11 protein-coding genes and 1 pseudogene are annotated in these 15,333 nt (G+C 48.9%); 3 read left to right on the top strand and 9 right to left on the bottom strand.

Annotated elements, in window-relative coordinates:
- Positions 1 to 84 precede the first annotated feature (84 nt).
- Positions 85 to 1,434, bottom strand: coding sequence for a tRNA (N6-isopentenyl adenosine(37)-C2)-methylthiotransferase MiaB (gene miaB, locus KDK15_RS07735; RefSeq protein ID WP_257294784.1), 1,350 nt, complete (start codon positions 1,432 to 1,434; stop codon positions 85 to 87).
- A gap of 328 nt (positions 1,435 to 1,762) precedes the next feature.
- Here miaB and KDK15_RS07730 point away from each other — a divergent pair, with 328 nt between their 5' ends.
- Both KDK15_RS07730 and KDK15_RS07725 read left to right on the top strand, forming a co-directional pair.
- Positions 1,763 to 2,089 (top strand): DUF1820 family protein, encoded by a 327-nt coding sequence (locus KDK15_RS07730; protein WP_257294783.1) that lies wholly within the window; start codon positions 1,763 to 1,765, stop codon positions 2,087 to 2,089.
- A 93-nt stretch (positions 2,090 to 2,182) separates the two neighbouring features.
- The gene (locus tag KDK15_RS07725) at positions 2,183 to 4,603 is read left to right on the top strand and encodes a hypothetical protein (protein WP_257294782.1); all 2,421 of its coding nucleotides are present in this window, start codon (positions 2,183 to 2,185) and stop codon (positions 4,601 to 4,603) included.
- A gap of 29 nt (positions 4,604 to 4,632) precedes the next feature.
- On the opposite strand, the gene KDK15_RS07720 is transcribed toward KDK15_RS07725, so the two are convergent.
- From KDK15_RS07720 to KDK15_RS07705, 4 genes are all read right to left on the bottom strand, one after another.
- Positions 4,633 to 5,286, bottom strand: coding sequence for a hypothetical protein (locus tag KDK15_RS07720; RefSeq protein ID WP_257294781.1), 654 nt, complete (start codon positions 5,284 to 5,286; stop codon positions 4,633 to 4,635).
- A 92-nt stretch (positions 5,287 to 5,378) separates the two neighbouring features.
- Positions 5,379 to 6,674, bottom strand: coding sequence for a glutamate-1-semialdehyde 2,1-aminomutase (gene hemL / locus KDK15_RS07715; protein ID WP_257294780.1), 1,296 nt, complete (start codon positions 6,672 to 6,674; stop codon positions 5,379 to 5,381).
- Positions 6,675 to 6,754: 80 nt separating this feature from the next.
- Positions 6,755 to 7,399 carry a thiamine phosphate synthase gene (thiE, locus tag KDK15_RS07710; protein ID WP_257294779.1) on the bottom strand — a complete coding sequence of 215 codons (645 nt, stop codon included), beginning with the start codon at positions 7,397 to 7,399 and terminating at the stop codon, positions 6,755 to 6,757.
- Positions 7,400 to 7,519: 120 nt separating this feature from the next.
- Positions 7,520 to 8,836 carry a dicarboxylate/amino acid:cation symporter gene (locus tag KDK15_RS07705; RefSeq protein ID WP_257294778.1) on the bottom strand — a complete coding sequence of 439 codons (1,317 nt, stop codon included), beginning with the start codon at positions 8,834 to 8,836 and terminating at the stop codon, positions 7,520 to 7,522.
- 308 nt (positions 8,837 to 9,144) lie between these two features.
- On the opposite strand from KDK15_RS07705, the pseudogene KDK15_RS07700 reads away from it, so the two are divergent.
- Positions 9,145 to 9,330, top strand: a pseudogene (locus KDK15_RS07700) (pseudouridine-5'-phosphate glycosidase); the annotation flags it as partial.
- A 50-nt stretch (positions 9,331 to 9,380) separates the two neighbouring features.
- On the opposite strand, the gene KDK15_RS07695 reads toward KDK15_RS07700, so the two are convergent.
- The 4 genes from KDK15_RS07695 to KDK15_RS07680 all read right to left on the bottom strand — a co-directional run bounded on the left by KDK15_RS07695 (position 9,381) and on the right by KDK15_RS07680 (position 15,134).
- Positions 9,381 to 11,126, bottom strand: coding sequence for an aspartate/glutamate racemase family protein (locus KDK15_RS07695; protein ID WP_257294777.1), 1,746 nt, complete (start codon positions 11,124 to 11,126; stop codon positions 9,381 to 9,383).
- Between the two features lie 189 nt (positions 11,127 to 11,315).
- Positions 11,316 to 12,050, bottom strand: coding sequence for a DUF1499 domain-containing protein (locus KDK15_RS07690; protein WP_257294776.1), 735 nt, complete (start codon positions 12,048 to 12,050; stop codon positions 11,316 to 11,318).
- Between the two features lie 136 nt (positions 12,051 to 12,186).
- The gene (locus tag KDK15_RS07685) at positions 12,187 to 12,966 is read right to left on the bottom strand and encodes an START domain-containing protein (RefSeq protein WP_257294775.1); all 780 of its coding nucleotides are present in this window, start codon (positions 12,964 to 12,966) and stop codon (positions 12,187 to 12,189) included.
- 503 nt (positions 12,967 to 13,469) lie between these two features.
- Positions 13,470 to 15,134, bottom strand: a complete 1,665-nt coding sequence (locus tag KDK15_RS07680) for an SGNH/GDSL hydrolase family protein (protein WP_257294774.1) — start codon at positions 15,132 to 15,134, stop codon at positions 13,470 to 13,472.
- Positions 15,135 to 15,333 lie beyond the last annotated feature (199 nt).

Raw genomic sequence — 15,333 nt, 5'->3', positions numbered from 1 at the left:
GGATTCAGGTAAGATATTACGATGGTCTCTGAGTGTAAGCCAGTCAGGATTCCCTATAAAAAAGAAGCGTTAAGCCTCTTTTTCTCAGGCAACACTGCCCGGCGCGGAACTGATCAGCGTGCCACGCAGAGAGTGTGGCAGCGCTTCAACAATCTCAACATCCGCAAAATGGCCAATCAGGCGAGGATCAGCACACTGGAAGTTCACTACCCGGTTGCACTCGGTACGTCCTGATAATTGTCCCGGATCTTTCCTGGAGTAACCGGTCACCAGGATCTTCCGGGTGCTGCCAACCAGGCGGCGGCTGATTTGAATAACCTGCTGATTAATTCGGTTCTGCAGAATCTGCAGGCGCTGTTTCTTCACTTCCTCGGGAACATTATCTTCCATATCGGCAGCCGGAGTACCCGGGCGCTTACTGAAGATGAAACTGAAAGAGGCATCAAAGCCCACTTCCGCAATCAGGTTCATGGTGTCTTCAAAGTCCTGATCGGTTTCTCCCGGGAAGCCGACAATAAAGTCTGAAGAGAGCTTCAGGTCAGGGCGGATTGCCAGCAGCTGACGTATTTTCTTCAGGTAGTCTGCCGCAGTGTGCTCCCGTTTCATCAGTTGCAAAACCCGGTCTGAACCACTCTGTACCGGCAGGTGCAGGTGGCTGACCAGCTCGGGGACTTCGGCGTAGACATTCACCAGACTGTCAGAAAACTCCAGTGGGTGAGAAGTGGTAAAGCGAATACGGTCAATCCCGTCAATGGCGGCCACCAGGGTGATCAATTCCGCCAGGTCACAGACGGTGCCATCGTGTTTTTCACCACGATAGGCGTTGACGTTTTGCCCCAGCAGGTTGATTTCCCGAACACCTTTTTCCGCCAGGCCATAACATTCAGCAATAACGTCATCCATGGGGCGGCTGATTTCCGCACCACGGGTATAAGGAACGATGCAGTAAGTGCAGTACTTGTCACAGCCTTCCATAATGGAAACAAAAGCCGTTGGACCATCCACACTGGGTTCTGGCAGACGGTCAAACTTTTCAATTTCCGGGAAGGTAACGTCCACCACAGGAATATGGTTGGCCTTGCTGGCATCAATCATTTCCGGCAAACGGTGCAGGGTCTGTGGGCCAAACACCACATCAACCTGGGGCGCCCGTTTACGGATCTCATCACCTTCCTGGCTGGCAACGCAGCCGCCAACGCCAATGATCAGGTCCGGGTTCTTTTCTTTCAGTTTTCGCCAGCGACCCAGCTGGTGGAAAAGCTTTTCCTGGGCTTTTTCCCGCACGGAACAGGTGTTCACCAGCAGGACATCGGCTTCTTCAGGGTTGTCCGTCAGCTCCAGGGTATGGGTCTCACCGAGCAGATCAGCCATACGGGCGGAATCGTACTCATTCATCTGGCAACCATGGGTCTTGATATACAGTTTTTTGCTCATTTCACACTTTACTGGCTTGTGCCGGGAAGGGCTCAAACCTGCAGCGAGGTTAAGCCTGTTCATAAAACGGGCATTATAGCTACCCTGCACCATGGAGGATAGTCAATGATATGTCCCGGTTAAGCAGTGATTGCATAGGCTGGCTTGTGGTCATTGCAGAGTCTGGCAGTGGGATGACGAATAATACCGCCTGCCAGGTTTGTACATTTCCGGTGTAATTAAGCAAACCATTGCAGTCAGGCTTTGTGTTATGATCTGCGTCCAGAAATCCTATGGTCAGCTTAAGCCGTAAAACGCTTGGGCAGAATTAACGTGGTATTAGAACCCCATGGCGAAAACCCCCATTTTCCGTGTGATTTTTCAAAATCAGGGCGAAGTATATGAAATTTATGCCCGGCAGATCTTCCAGAGTGAACTCTGGGGCTTCATTGAGGTTGAGGAGTTTGTCTTCGGTGAGCGCAGTCAGCTGCTGGTTGACCCGGGTGAAGAGAAACTGAAGGCAGCCTTTGAAGGGGTAAAGCGCAGTTACATTCCACTGAATGCCATTATTCGTATTGATGAGGTGGAAAAAGAGGGAACTGGCAAGGTTTCCGAAGCACAAGGTGATAATGTCCGACCTTTTCCCGTGATGCCCCATATTCCCAGCAGGGACTGAACTTAACCGCTGGTTACTCAGTCTTATATAAAGCTCGTATCCATGGCATCAGCACCGTCATCCTTTGGCCAGTGCCAGTAGTGGGGGAATATTATGGATTCACTGCCAGATTCTCTTAAGTCGCTGGAAGTTGGCAGTGCTGTCCCCGATGACCGGGATGCGATGTTTGCCTCTGACTCAGCCTCAGCCATAGTGTGGGGACGAGAGTTGGCAGTGATTAATGTCTCTTCGCTGGCATGTTCAGGGTCCCCTGTCCCTGCGTTTCCTGATGCCACTCCCCAAAGTTCTGCAACAGTTGTTGCTGATCATTGCCCTGAGCTGTTAATGGGGAACCCTGTTAACAGCGAAAAGAACAGCCATTTATCGAGTCAGGATAAAATAGTTGCGGTGATGTCAGCCTTTGGCAAACGGCATCCCTTCGATAGCAGGGCGACAATGCACCTTTTCGCTAAATGCATTTGTGATGAAGAAGAGCAACTGTCTCCCTTCGCCAGTAATGGTGAGAAATGCAATTATCTGTTTTCAGCATTTCTGGCTTTTCAATATGCCGGGGAGCCTGAAGCCATTGAACCGATCCTGACAAAACTCAAGAACATTGATACGGATTTTCTCGACCTTTATCTCAGGGCTGTTGAGCTATATCTGGTGATTTCCGGGCAGTCACCATCTTCTATGGATTATGAGCAGGTGCAAGAACTTTATCAGTTGGTCCGGGAGACTGAATTTTTTCCCGCCGCCTGGCTGCTGGTGAGACTGAGTTGTAATACGGATAAGCTGCTGCTGGTTTCACCCTTGCTTATTCCGGGTCTGCTGGTCCCGTTCATGAACCGAAGCACTGAACTGATTATGTTGGAGCGAGCCTTTGCCCGGGAGCTGCTGGATGCATTCACCACACTCCTCAAGCTGACTAAAAAAAACAGCAAAAGCTGTCTTGAAAACATGACGCCCCGGGACTTGTTCATGCTGGATTTGGGGGGGCTGCTAATGGGTACCAACACCAAGCCTGAGATCAAACGGTTTGTTGAGTATCCGGAAGGGCTGAGGCAGATAGTTACTTTCGACTGGAGTGACATCATTCGCTCCCGAAAGGGTGGTGGCAGGCTCGAACTCCGCTCTCGACGCAACCGGTATACCCACAATCATATCAGGCAGGTGTTTCAGGAATCAGGGGAGAAATTGCGGGCATCGAAAGGCGCATTAAATAATATGCTCGGTGGGGTATTCAAGGATGCAGACAAGGGGACCACGAAAAGAAAAATATATAAGTACTTCGATCAACATCGTGAGGTGCAGGAGTCATCCTTTGTAAGTGGGCTGGCGAAGTTGACCCAAGGCCTAATGTACCTTGGTTCCACAGGGTTTGAAAAACGCCCGCTGATTGCCCTCATACATCTGGCAAATGCGGTAGATAGTGGCTGGTCCCCGCTGCTGCTCAAAGATGCGGGTGATATTAACCTGGGTTTTGGCCGGTTTAAAAAGTCCCGGGAACTGTATCAAGAGTTGCACAGCTTACCCGGTTTGCCAGAGTCTCTCAGGCGAAGGCTGGATTCATTAATTGAAATCTGTGAGTTAAATATTCCTGCCATGACCAGCACTGCAGAAACAGATGCTGTTAAAACGCCGGTTGTCGTTGAGGCTGGCAGCGCGAAAAGCAGGAAAAAAAGAAAAACACATCAGCACAGCAGGGCGGAGTTCAGCGGGAACGTAGTTGCCCCGAATCAGTGGAGCCCGAATACGGAACAAACACCTGAAGCTGCGCAGCCGGTTGAGCAGAGCCATTTGCTGTCGGTGGCTGATTTGCCTGTACGATCAGATTCTGCAGAAAGCAAGAGTCCGGGTAAGCCCCCGGAAGCGGTGCTGACAGACCAGCGTTCCCCCGTTACATCTTCGGTACCGCCTCCTGAGAAAGAGGCCAGGGCAACTGCCGCACGGCAGTTGTTTATGCCAAGGGAGGGGCGCTTCAGCGATAGTGATTTGATGGTTCAAAGGTTTCTCCGGGAGATTAATACCCATCGGAACAAAAGTGATCTTGCCAACGAGAAGTTGTGTATTGAACAGTGGCTGAATCAGGATCGGGTCTATGGGCGTGTTTGTGAAGATGCGGCCTGGTTCTATCTGCGTCAGTGTATTTTTCCCGAGCAGATGGACGTGGTCATCTTGACCGGTGACAAGCTGAATAATGGGCAGGAAGCAAAATGGCAAATGCTGCACTTTGCCCTGGATTGGTTGTCCCGGGCCATGGCCTGTTACCTGGCACAGCCTATAGCGAAGCGTATCCTCAGTGGCAGGTTGCAGGAGATGCTGATTCAGCGGCACCATCAGAATCCGGAGCAAAAAAAGGACGCTGAGGTTTGCAAGCGTCTGCGTTCCGGATGCTCCGGCTTTGGCCATGTTTTTTCTGAGTTGAGTGGCCTGGTCAGCAGCCGCAAGCTAAGAAAAGTTTATGATGACAAGGGGCATGAGTTTTTTGCGTTAAAACGCATTGCCGACCCTCTGTATTACCAGGGAGCGTGATAGTGCTTCGGTTCCGGGCTTAATAAGGCTCAGGCTGATAACTGTCTGTCGTTGTCGTTTTGATAGCGGTTTTTAAAGAGTAGATACAGGCCGCTGCTCAGTAGCAGGTTGCCCAGTCCAATCAAGTACCGGAATAAATCCAGCCTCAGATAGCCGGCGAGAGTGCCTTCGGTACCGATGATCAGTGCACCGGTAAAATAGCTGGCAACAGAAGCCATGATCAACAACTTCGGACCTGACTCCACAGACGAGCGCAATAGCAGATATAACGCGAAAATCAGCAGCACAGCCATTTGCAGGTCACGGTAAATGATGTCTGCACCGAACCATCGACAGACTTCGTAAACCACGCACACGCCCAATATCAGCCTGCCCCAGGCAGCCCGACTCCAGCTGCTGACGGTGACGCCAAGACAGGTAGCAATGCCGGTCAGTGGCGGGGCAAGAAACATGGCGGCATTCACCAGCATGTTGTGGGGGCCTGACCATGCACTGGAGATACCATAACGCAGGCTGCCAGTAATGGATGCCAGTGCCATTAGCAGGAATCCCAACAATGCCGCAGTGGCAGAAAAGCGATGAACGTCAGCGAAACCCTTTTGCTGTGCCATAAGAAAAACAGCAAAAAGGCAGGCAAAGGCCAGCACGGCATCGGAAATGGCCAGAGAACTCATTGTTTGCAAAGCGGTGTAACCATTGGATTATTTTTTACCTGGAGATAACCAACGAGGCAGGTGTATTCATTTACGTCATACCTCGTTCTCTATCTGCTGATTCAGTTCAGTCTGGCGAATGCTTTCTCTGCCGCCTTTAAGGTGGCGTCCAGCTCTGCCTGACCATGGGCAATGGATATGAATCCCGCCTCAAATGCTGAGGGAGCCAAGTATACGCCATTATCCAGCATACCATGGAAGAATTTGGCATAACGCACGGTGTCACAGGCCATCACTTTGGTAAAGCTGTCTATGGTATTGTCGGCATTATGCTGGTCTGTGAAAAATAGACCAAACATGCCGCCTACCTGGGATGTGGTGAAAGGAATACCGGCGGCTTCTGCTTTTTCTTTGAGACCTTGCAGAAGTACAGCGGTTTTTTCCGTCAGAGTTTCATGAAAGCCGTGGGTAGAGAGGTTTTCCAGGGTTGCCAGACCGGCAGCCATGGCCAGAGGGTTGCCAGAGAGTGTCCCGGCCTGGTACACAGGGCCCAATGGTGCCAGATGCTCCATAATCTCCCTGCGACCACCAAAAGCACCCACGGGCAGGCCACCGCCAATAATTTTACCCAGTGTCGTCAGATCGGGTTTTACGCCGTAAAAGGCCTGGGCGCCACCCAGTGCAACCCGGAAGCCGGTCATGACTTCATCAAATATAAGGACAGTGCCGTGTTCATCACACAGCTTGCGTAATCCTTCCAGAAAACCGGGGACTGGTGGAATGCAGTTCATGTTGCCAGCCACCGGCTCAATGATGATACAGGCAATTTCATCGCCTGCCTGTTTGAAGGTTTCTTCCACCTCTGCAAGGTTGTTGTAGGTCAGGGTAATGGTTTTTTCGGCCAGCGCAGCGGGTACCCCCGGAGAATTGGGCACACCCAGAGTCAGGGCTCCGGAACCTGCTTTTACCAGAAGGGAGTCGGAGTGCCCATGGTAGCAGCCTTCAAACTTGACGATTCGATCACGACCGGTAAAGCCACGGGCCAGACGAATGGCACTCATGGTCGCTTCAGTACCGGAGTTGACCATGCGCAGAAGCTCCATGGAAGGCACCATCGCCCGTACCATTTTGGCCAGCCGGGTTTCCAGCTCCGTTGGTGCACCAAAACTCATGCCAGCCAGGGCCTGATCACGCACAGCAGCGATCACATCCGGGTGGTTGTGGCCAAGGATCATGGGGCCCCAGGAGCCGATGTAGTCAATGTATTCCCTGCCATCCACATCATAAAGATGTGCACCACGGGCTTTTTTAAAAAAGACAGGCTTGCCGCCAACTCCTTTAAATGCTCTGACCGGTGAGTTTACTCCCCCGGGGATGACCGTCCGGGCATCGTCAAAAAGTTGTTCAGAACGAGACATGGTGGCAATTCCTTAACATAGGCTGTGCGGCTTAAACTCAAGGTTGTGGCCGCTATTCTTTATTGTGCGATTGTGAGAGGTTAAACAGCTTTACGCTGTGTATCGTTAAACAGAGCCATAAAATTCTGGGCTCGATCCCGGATATTCTGTGCCGCAAACAGGTTATTAACGACGGCAACCATATCAGCACCGGCAGAAATTACCTCAGAAGCATTGTCCGTGGTGATGCCGCCAATGGCGGCGATGGGCAGGTCAAACATTTTCTGTGCCTGTGCCAGAATGGCAAGCTCAGCATTTTTGGCATCGGGTTTGGTTCGTGAGGGGAAAAACTTGCCAAAGGCGATATAGTTGGCACCCTGTTCAACGGCCGCTTTTGCCTTTTCCAGAGAGTTCTCACAGCTGATACCGATAATGGCATAATCACCCAGCCGCGCTCTGGCATCGGCAATACTTTCATCCTGCTGGCCAAGGTGAACGCCATCAGCTTCGACATCAAGGGCCAACTCAACGTCATCGTTGATGATCAGCATGGCCTGGTACTGATGGCAGAGAACCTTCAATGCGCCAGCCTGTCGCAGTCTTTTACCGGAATCAAGGCTTTTATCGCGGTATTGAAGGATTTTCATACCGCCCATCAGAGCCTGCTCTACCGTCTCGATCAGTATTCTGTCATCGGGTTGCAGTTGACTATCGGTAACACCGTACAGGCCGTGAAATCTACGCATGGTCCATACCCAATTATTAAAAAACCGGCAGATTATACCAGTTAATCGCCCTTGTTTTTAAGGGACGTTCATTATTAACCATAAGACCAGCATTCATCATGTTCCGTTTGAAAGTGGGTTCTAACAGAGGTCAGGCTTGCCCGGTAACGCATCAGAATCGATGGCAGCTTTCTCACTTCCTGTTGAGTTTTCTTCGCTGGTTTCAGGAGAGGCTTCACCCACCGAGCAGAGAATGCCGGCAACCGTATTGCCAACGACATTGGTGACCGTGCAACCAGCATCGGTAATCCGGTCCGTCGCCAGAATAATCGCCATGGCTTCAACGGGCAGCCCCATGGTGTGTAACAGTACCCCGGTAGAGACTGCGGCTCCGCCGGGTATACCGCCAGTAGCAACGGCCAGAAGAAAGGTGGTGAATCCTAGGGTGCCCATTTCCAGAAGGCTCAGGTCAACATGCCAGGCATTGGCCACAAACAGGGCGGCAACGCTCATATAGATAGCAGAACCAGACATATTAATAGTTGCTCCCAGGGGAACCGTGAAGCCGGCGATATGTTCCGGGACTTTGAAATTTTCGATCAGTGTCTGATAAGTAATGGGGATGGAGGCGTTGGAGCTGGCGGTAGAGAGGGCAAAAATGACCTGTTCGCGGGTATGACGGATAAACACCAGCGGGGAACGTTTAATAACCAGCCCAATCAGTACCGGATATAGGACAAATAGCCAGAGGCTCATAATGAGCAGGCAGGTCAGCACATAGGAGAGCACGCTAAAAATGCTGCTGCCGTTTAATGTGGCGGCCAGTTTGGCGGTCAGAAAGAAAACCCCAAAGGGCGCCATACTCATGACCATGCCAATCAGTTTCATCATCACGCTGTTGGCCAGTGAAATAGCATTGCTGACACTGTGTGTTTCGTGGTTTTCCAGCTTCTTTATGGCAACACCGGTAATGATTGCCATAAACAGGATTTGCAGAATATTGCCTTCTACCAACGCCTGAAAGGGGTTCACCGGTACCACATTAATAATCATATTCAGCAGTGATGGGAGTTCAGACTGGCCAGAGCGAACCATTTGATCAACGTGACCAAGATTGGCGCCGGTACCTGGTGCAATCATCAATGTGATAACCATGGCTGACAGGATGGCAAATAATGTATTGCCCAGATAGATTCCAAAGGTTTTAACCCCCAGTCTACCGACCTGAGTAATGTCATTAATGCTGCACACGGCGTGGGCAATTGAGACAAAAATAAGGGGGACAACCAGCATTTTTATCATTGCCACGAACATCACACCAACGGCGTGAAAGAGGCCACTGACCAGGTATTCCTGAATAATACCTTCGGGGGAGGCAACCATCTGGATGATGATGCCAGTGGTCATTCCCAGTATCAGGGCAATCAGTATTTGAGGGGCTAAATTTTTCTGCATCATACATTCTCCTCTCGACATGAAAGTGAAACGGCTCTGCTGACTATTGTCCCCTCTACTTATTTGGAACGCTTTATCAGTAACAAGTTCCCGGCAAAGATGAAAAAAAGCTATTTCTTTATGGTAAACCCTTATTTTAGTTGAAATTTGTCGAATTTCCTGAGCTGTGATCAGAGCCGGATTTTGCACAATCGAAGGGTTAATCACCAAGTTTCAGGCGGGTAGGGATTTTCTTTCGACGTCCCCCGGCAAAGTATTTCAGTCATTATTCGCTGTTAATGTTGTCAAAATCTTTGTTTTGGAGAATTGCCATGTCATTACCGTGCCTCGATACCAGCCCTGAAGTTTGCCAAGCCCTGGCCAGGGGCCAGCCCGTTGTGGCACTGGAATCAACCATTCTGAGCCATGGTCTGCCCTGGCCTGAAAATGTTGCAACGGCTCATGCCGTGGAGAAAATCATCCGCGATGCCGGTGTTGTGCCTGTTACCACGGCTATTGAAATTTATTCTTAAAGTACATGGGCATTCGGTACTAAAGCTCACTGATCTCAGTTTGCAAGTGTTTTATGGAGCATTTTGCTGAACTGTTTAGCGATTTCCCGTTCACTGTCAACTACGGTAACACCCCATTTACGGCTTATTTTTTTAATACCCCTTTTTCCAAGAGCCAAGGGTAATTCAGTACAACCCAGCAATATATGGCTTGGTTTTGTTCCTTTCATGACTAAGCGAGCAATGGCTTGTTCGATCAGGCTGATCAGGCGTTGTTTTGCTATGTCACCAGGCAGCATTTTGGTTTTATCAATAACTTCCTGCATTTTTATTTGATCATCCGCAGATAATGAATAGGCTTTTAGCTTTTTTCCTTTCAGTAGACGCGGATAAAGTTTATGCCAATGAGCCTGGGTTGTGCCCAATACAAGGACTCCTTTGGCATTTTTCCGCTTGATATTCTCAGTAATCAGGTAAACTATGTGCTTGAGTGGTCTGATGCCAAAAAGCTTTATCCTGCTGAAGTTAATGTGAGCTGTATTACTGGCTATGGCATACTGGTTATGTTTTCGAGCACCAAATCTTCGCAGGTTCTTAACGTATTTACTGCCGTATTTGATGATCTCTATAGCGGTTCGTGGCGGGGGGCAGGACAATACATTAACCACCATATGATCCATATCAACAGACTGCTTTTTAAGGTTTTGAAAGGCTCTCTTCATAACGTAAGCATCTGAGAGAGGACCGACACCGCCTAACAGACCCAGTGTGCAGGCTTTGGTGTGATCGCCGGCTTTTTTTCCCCTGATAAACAGATCAATGGTTGGTCTGTGCGCTTCGTGTGGAATTTTCCGGGCAATCACTTCCTGTAGTTCAACGAAATAATCGAGTTGCTCAGGGCTCACTTCAATTCGCATTCTGCGCTGGGCATACTTTTTGTTTGCTGTTATACCCGACTCTCTCAATACCCTGGTCACCCACTGATTTTTATCTTCTCCATCTGACGGTTTTGCTGTAGCAAGTGCTTGTTTGGTAAATGCCTTTTTTATTAAACCTTTAATGAGCCTGCCAAATGATACAGAGTAATCAACGGTTTGTTGAATGGGTATTCCGTACTTTTCAAACTGATCAGCAACAAAGTCCATCAAGTCGGATGGTTTCAGAGAAAGTGATGACATGAGGCTACTATCCTGGTAGCCATAACGACCCGAATAATTATTAATGGACCAACATTGATTTTTGTGATCATAGAATAGTTCACCACCGATAATGGCAAATTGGGTTGCATCATCATCTATCAACGTTGGGTGACCATATTTCATTCCATCCACTTCATGCTCAAAACCAATTCGCAAAACAGGATTATTGTTTTTATCAATTTTTAACACCCATAGATAGTTTATATTCTTATCCAGTGCTGATGTTATGTGCTTCATCAGCTCAGGCTTGATATCCCTTGAAGGGTCAAAAAGAAAGTGATTGGGATGGGCTTTCTCGTGAGCTTTGCGAAGAATCGGAGCTTTATTGAAAAGCTTCAGGTTTTTCTGAATTTTTGCCTGACATTCAAAATAGCTTTTGTTAACCGGCAAATCGGCATGTATCCGACGCTCTGATAACAGCTTTCTTGGTGTGTGGAAATTGAATGATTTTAATATCTTTTTTTTGATTTCAAATAAAATCGTATTGACGGCTCTGAGGAAGAATTTTGCCTCGGACTGTTTTGGGTAATGGCCTTGAGGGCTATCACCAGAACACCCACTTACGAACACTGATTTTTGTGAAATATTTAGTCCAGAATCCATTCTTGGCATCACCGGTATATTGAGAAATAATAAATTGTAGGCTCTACTGCGGGATTAGGACATAACAAAGCAGTTAGAATGACTGACTATTTTGGTTTTTGATGTGGTTTCATCCCTTTGGATATGAAGCACTGTTGGCTGGTATCCTGAGGGTTGGGGCGGGTTTACGACTAAACCCGCCGCTGTTTATCAACCTCTCAAATTTACTTCCAGCGCCTGCAAATAACGCTGGATACGGTTGGCATTAGCCCCCAAATCACCCAGCCCAACGCGCGATACAGAACGTACATCCACACGACTGCCTGAGTTCAACGGGATGATGCGGATAATGACGTCATCCTTAAAACCGAACACCCGGGTTTCTTCCACGGCCTCAATAACCCCCCCTGCAGCATCTTCCCGAATGACTCGCCAGCCCAACTGTTGCGCTGTGTCCAATGCTTTGCCAAAGGTTTGCTGTGCATCACTGGCAGATTGATAGGGCTGAATATGGGGATAAGCTTGCTGTTGCTTTGCAGCCAGGGCTTCGCCGCCGTAAACCAGGGTATTTTCCGACGCTGAGCGTTCCTGCTGAGCGGCAACAAATTCAGGTGGCGTCACCGTATCGGTAGAAATATCGTGAATACGCGGCACTCTGAAGCCTGAAGTTCCAACCATAAGTATCAAAGCCACTAATGGCAAGCCACCAAGCACCATGGCCACCACCGCATGCCTGGCCAAATGCCCGTGGCGCTTAACCCAGGCCACCGGCAAAGCCCCCAGACTGATCGCAGATACTAATAACAGTCCAGCCAGCGATACTGCAAACGTTAATGACAAAGCACTGAACGGCAGTACGTTACTGCGATAACCGACAATACCGACAACCATCGCCAACAATAACAACATCTGAATATAGGTGAGCCAACGTACACTGGGTTTCATACACAATCTCCTGCTGAATGATTGCTGTTTTGTCCTGATATTGGGAGTATCTTATTGGATAAACCAACGGTTTAGCAGGAAGAGTACAAAGTTTATATTGGCTGATGCAAGGCATGTCCGGCACAAGGACAGGGAATTAAGCATCATCCTTGACTTCTTTGGTAGAGTCGTTCCAGTCGATCTTTGGTGTGCGCCATTTATATTTTGTATCAGCACCATGGTTCTCTAAAGACCAGGTATCGTATTTTAGGGCACAGTCATGCAAGTTAGTAACAATGCTAGGAATCACGTTGCCCATGAGGTTGTTAACCAGCCATGCAGGTATGAAACCCTTCGGATCAGTGTGCGAGATATAGATCAGTTTAGCCCCGCCAGAGGGGGTCGGGATTATGTAATACCCAGTGAGAACTGAGCGAGCCCTTACAAATCCTTCCCGCTCAGGACAGTCAGCATGGCAAACGCTGTGGTTCATAATGATATACTCGCCGTTGGTAAACTCCATCCAGGAGCGCATGTTGCAGAAATCACGTTTCGAGATCGGCCAATAAGGCTGCACTGAGTAGTATCCAATGTCATTCCGAGAATCCAGCTGACAGATTTCGTACCCCTCAATCATCTTATTGTCCCAGGTTTTGCGGTAGTCAGCATCATGTAGAGTGTTGAACAGAGTCTCGGGATTAATATCGTCCCACTCGACAGTCGCACGAACAATGTTGAATCCGGTGCCTTTTTCACCGGGCTTCAGATCCTCTGGCCTGGACTCCACGAGAAGAACTTTCTGCCTGTCCTCATATACTTTCGACCACTTGCCATCCTGGCTCTCGGCGAAGTCACGCAGTTTAACGAAGTCGGGCAGTTGCTTCAGCTTGTACATCTCCCCCTTTGATTCAACAAAGATAGGAATAACCGAACGCATTGTATCGTTCCCATCAGGGGAGCTTGTTTCAACAGCAGGCTTTTCTGATTGACTTTTGGTATAAAATTCACCATTTCCATCATCAGAATCAGCATGTTTGACTTTCGCAGTAGCGATGGAATGTGTTACCTGAAAATTTTGTGATATTCGCCTGTCTTCTAATGGTTTATTTGGTGATATTACTGGTTGTTCCTGCTTGCCCTGCTCAGATAAAGTGTGAATAGAATGGCCTGGGTTTTCTTCTACAGAAACTGAATTAGTATGCCATGTGCCGAAATCATTCTGACCCTGGGACTCCGACCTGCTGGTTGATCTACTACTGCATTCATCAAACTGGGGATTACCTTGACATGCACGCATTTTGTAACCAAGTATTCTTGATCAATTAACGTAATGACACTATAAAAGCCCAAGAAAAATAAATGTCAAGTCGAGTATTGGCCGGGTTTCATCTACCCTGATTGTCAGATCAATCATCTTCAGTAAGCTTGGGCTTCAGTGACTTAAAACAATTTATGTTTACTACGATGTTGCGCTTCTTTTATGGCCAGCTCCTTAGGATAGTTACTGGTATCGCAGGGAATGTTAAACCGTTCTTCCAGGATCTGACAGGTCTGTTCTGCAATGGCATAATGAGCCTCTGCACTCGGGTGCACACTGTCGCTGTAAAATGCTGTTTTGCCGGGAGTTACCTGAGAGAAATGGTCGCGGACGGGTTGCCAGCTGTCATCAAATACCGCATTGCTTAGCAGTTCCTGGGTAACAATGTTGCGCTGCTGTTCAGCCTCTATGCGCTTTTGGGAAATAAGGGCCTGGCGATCTTTTTCAACCTCTCCATTGTCATCTATACCCGGTATCGGAATATTCAGAATTGGATGCACAAAATCCCATTGCGGATCTTTTCGGAGTATTTCAAACACTTCTTCACCATCAATCTTCATGACACGATAGCCAGAGTGCTGTGGAAATGACTCCCTTAACAGGTTAATTCTCATACTCAGGCTGGCATTATATGCCCGCCATTTTTCATGCAGCTCCTGTCGTTCAGGGGCGTTAAGAAACCTGGGCGCAGAAGTGATATCGGGCAGTAAAAACACGATAACCCGCTGGGCTCCAGCCTGCAGCACATTGTAAATATCCTGTGCCTGTTCCTGGGCAATATCGTCAGGGTCCTGCCAGTTATTCAGGAAATCATTACCGCCATTTAAAAAGACCACCAGGGTGTCCGGCGGGATCAGCGGATCTGAAGTGTCTTTATCGACCTTGTCATTGCGCTCACTCAGATAGGACTGAACAATCAGACCCTCGCAAGGTGGTATAAGGCTACCCTGAAAGAGCGTGACAACAGCGTCCATGCCCCCCTCCACAGAACTCAGGAAGGCACTGGGTCTACCCAGCTTACTTTCAGCACAGAGTATCCAGCTGCCAGCCATGGCCCGGTTATCAAGGTTTACTTTCTGCTGTTTCGGGTATGACATCATTCTGACCAGCACCTCGGGCCACATCAAATCCATCTCTCTGCCGGTGGTCCATTTCCCTTTTTCGTAGTGCTGGCTGTCCGGCAGGAGAGGGATCTGGTCGGCGAACTGGCTGGTGGTTGATAGTAAGGTCTCTTCAGCCATAGCAGGCATCATAGAGAACAGGTCCGCATTGATAATTTCACCCAGGGCCTCGGCCTTATTGGCCAGAAGCCTGCTGATACGTTTGATGGAGGGCATCTGACGGGCAATATCGGAATGCTGAATATTGCGGAGAAAGCGGGTGGTACGTTTCACAGCACCCAGCAGGTGACTGTCCAGCCTCTGTTCCATGAATTCAAGGCCTGCCAGCATGTTTGTCAGCAGTGTTTCCAGCTGGTTCACAGCATGCTCTTCCAACCCGGTCAGTAGCCGTCGGATAAAGCTTTGTTCGCGTTTTTCTGCCTGAAGTTCTACCCGATAAAGTTCAAATGTTTGTTCAATATTGTGGATGCTGCTGGCGCGGGAGAAGAACTGGCTCAGATCAATGGGTGGCTCTTCGACCAGCGGGTTGAAATCACCCCTCAAAGTTTTCAGCAGATTGAAGGTAGAAAGTGCTGAATTCGGCTTGTGAAAATCATCACCATGACTGTCTGAGAGACTGTCCCCAAACACCAGTAAGGTATGGGGGCTCCATGGCTCAGGTTTCATTAATACGGGACTGCTGATATTCAGCTCATGGCTTGCACTGGTTTGCAGGGAAAATAAAACTAAACAACAAATGACAAGTGTATACCGACAGTTTTTCATGGCTTGACCCTGACTGAATGACTTACCCATGTTCCAGGAGAATGTCCGAGAATAGCGCCCGTCTAGGAGGCTGTCCGAGAATAGCGCCTGTAGCGAGGAC

This window comes from Endozoicomonas sp. YOMI1, assembly GCF_024606345.1.
GTDB lineage: Bacteria > Pseudomonadota > Gammaproteobacteria > Pseudomonadales > Endozoicomonadaceae > Endozoicomonas.
Note: the sequence above shows the minus strand (reverse complement) of the source record. Positions and strands in the feature narration are given on the sequence as shown.